The organism is Robinsoniella sp. (assembly GCF_034124845.1).
The window spans coordinates 1-3,454 of sequence record NZ_JAWYAJ010000303.1; the positions used below are offsets into that span (position 1 = coordinate 1).

The window sequence follows — 3,454 nt, forward strand, 5'->3', positions numbered from 1 at the left end:
TCCTACCTGAGATTTTATAATTATGATATTTTCTTCACAAACAGATAAAAAGCTGTTTTCATTTATTTTTCTCTTTTGAATTATGTGATAATAAGACTGAATATTTTCATATTCACTTTGTAAAGCACACATGATGCATATCACGATGACTCCTCCTTATTTATCAGATATTCTAGGTCATTTAATGGAATATCAGCAAAATTATGTTCCTGTAAATAAGTATGATACTGTAGTTTATCTCCTACTATTTTAAATTCCTGTATTTCATTCAGAAAACTTTCCAATAATACTGAAATCTTAGAGGTAAATACCTTTCCACAATATCTGAGAGCTGTCTTTATCTGATTATTTATTTTTATCATAATAATTTCTAAGAAAAGCTGATTATCATTTCCAGCTGTACTATTATTATCGAAGTAAATTTGATCTAACTTAAATTGATTATACTGATGGTCATTCCATTCGCCCAAGTAATTAAAACGTATCACATCATACTTTGGCATAGGTATTTTTTTTAAGTTTTTCATAATCATATATTCATGCTTTCTGCGTTCATTCTCCTTAAGCACTTTTAGAACCTGGTTTAAGATTAAATCCCGTTCATTTGAGTCTATACGAAAATATACCGGACACCAGACAGTAAACCATCCAACTGTTCTATTGATATTCCTTTCCGGCAAGGCATCTCTTCCATGTCCTTCTATTTCTATTATCATCTCTTCATATCCCAATATATCTTTAATCGCTTTTAAAAATGCTCCAAGAAGCAGATAGTCCAGCCTGGTTGATGTTCTGTAATCTAAAATAACATTACCATATAAATTCAGAAACTCATCCTGTTTTTCATTCCAAACAGGTTTTTGATCTATTAATTTATCTTGTATGTTCAATATATTGTTCCAATAGTCCCTATCTGTTTTTAATTTTTTTGAGTAATCCCAAATTTCTTGTGCATATAGTTGGTAAGAACATGTTTTTTCCGGTAAAGTCAACTCCTGATGATTTAATTTTTTTCCTATGAGAGAATTTAGATCTTCCAATAATATCCGCCACGAGACACCATCTATAACCAGGTGATGTATGCAGATGAATAACTTTTTTTGGTCATTTCCCTGTATAAAGTATACTCTAATTAATAAGTCACTTTCTAACTGAAATATTTGCTGCAAGAGTCTCTTTTCTTCAGATAAGGACCTGTTTTGTAGATTAATGAACCGAACTATTTCAGACTGCTTTAAATGACTTTGATTATAAAACAAACATTCCTCTTTGAAGGAGAAGTTCGCCCGCAGAATATCATGATGTTTTATAAGTTCATAAAAGATATGATTTAAATCATCTAATTTTATATCTTTTTCCAGATAAAGTACCACAGATTGCGTGTACCCATCCATTCGTTTAGCATCCTGGTCATGAAACCAGTTTATTATTGGCGTTGGTTTCATATTGCCGGAGCACAGCCCCTGCTCATATCTGTTTATACCGGCTATTTCCATGAAATCAGCCATAGCTCCAATAAACGGATTATTCATCATACTGTGTACGCTTAAGCGATATCCCTTTTCATTCAGTCTTGAAGAAATCTGTATTGCTTTAATTGAGTCTCCGCCAACAGCAAAGAAATTATCTTCTGGACTTAACTTTTCACACTGAAGAACCTGCTTCATTACCTGTATCAGCAATTTAGCCTCATCTGATATTTGATAATTAATATTTTTCGTTTCACTTGGTATACTTCTGGATAACAATAACTTTTCTTTATCTATTTTACCATTGATTGTAACTGGTAATTCTTCTAGTACTATATACATGGAGGGAACCATATACTCAGGTAATTGTGATTTTAAGTATATTTTCAGTTCATTCTCAGCATATGCTTTTGTAGGTACTATAAAAGCTTCTAGCACCTGCCCATTATTATCAAACGAATTTATAACCACTGCAGCATTGTTTGAATAGGGACTTTCAATAATCTTTTGTTCAATTTCTGTTGTGGATATCCGATAACCCCTTAATTTAATCTGGCTATCATTTCTGCCTATAAAATATATGTTATCACTTTTATCACGCACAGCAAGATCACCTGTTTTATACATTATCTGACCTTTCCAATATGGATTGGGCAGAAATCTTTTTTTCGTTAAGTTTTTGTCTTTAAAATAACCTTTTGTTACACCTTTCCCAGATATATATATTTCTCCATTTGTATAATTTGGAACAGGGCATAAATCCTGATCTAAGAGTAAGAGCTGCGTATTATCTATAGGTGGTCCTATTGGTACCGATGGCTCAAGATATGTCTCACTTGCAACGTAAAGTTTACACGTGCATCCAACTGTAGTTTCCGTTGGTCCATACTCATTAAAGATCCGTATTTTTCTATTATATTTTATATAAAGGTTATTGCAGACAGCCTCATTAAAATTTTCACCTCCTACTATAAATGTGTGTACAGCAATTCTTTTTATATGAATGTCCTGTAAGAGAGCAACTTGTGAAGGAGTTATTTTAACGATTGTAACCAACCCTTCCTCAAAAATTTTTTTGAAAACGTTTTGCTCGCTATACCTGTCATATATCCTAATTTGGGCTCCTGACAGCAATGGTAAAAATAGAGCAGTTACGGTAAAGTCAAAGGCAAAAGAAGAATATAATGCAAAAATATCATTCTTGTCTTTCAAATATGTTTTCTGTGCCCATTGACAATAATTTATCAGGTTTTGATTACTTACTAGAACCCCCTTTGGATCACCGGTAGAGCCTGATGTATATATCATATAAACAATATCATCTAAAGACATTTTTTGTTCCGGATTTGGAAAAGTATCTTTTTGGAATGTAAATTCATTGAGTAAAAATCTTGGACCATTAAAACCGTCAGTGACCTCTTTGTTGTATTGAATCAATAAATTAGCTTTTGAATTTACTATTATGCCCGCTTTTCTGTCTTCAGGCAGATATACATCAACCGGCAGATAGACTCCTCCACATTTTAATATAGCCAATATAGCTATGACGCTTTCCATTCTATGAGGTAAGACTGCCGCGGCTACTTTTCCTTTTTTTAACCCCAGCTTTTTGAATTGATATGACAATTGATTTGCTCTGTTATTTAACTCTCCATATGTGAGTACTTTATTTTCCATTGACAGCGCTATATGATCCCTAAATAATTCTGCATTTTTTTCGAATATTTTTATGTAAGAATCATCATTAGCAGTAACTTCCAGCTTAGGATAATTGTAAACATACTTCTTTATTTCATTATTATCCAACAATTGTATGTCTTGTATGCTAACTGATATATCTTTGATGATCTGTTTAATAATCAAGATGAAACGTTTATACATATCATCTATTTCTTCCTCTGTATAAATATCAGTTTGATAATCAAAATCTACCTGGTACCGATCATCAGACCAATTACGGATTATAATCTGAAGCTCATAATCCT

1 protein-coding gene is annotated in these 3,454 nt (G+C 32.3%); it reads right to left on the reverse strand.

Features of this window, described 5'->3' with window-relative positions; translation table 11 throughout:
- Positions 1 to 140: 140 nt before the first annotated feature.
- Positions 141 to 3,350 (reverse strand): amino acid adenylation domain-containing protein, encoded by a 3,210-nt coding sequence (locus ACH2DQ_RS15210; RefSeq protein WP_395027314.1) that lies wholly within the window; start codon positions 3,348 to 3,350, stop codon positions 141 to 143.
- Between the last annotated feature and the right edge of the window lie 104 nt (positions 3,351 to 3,454).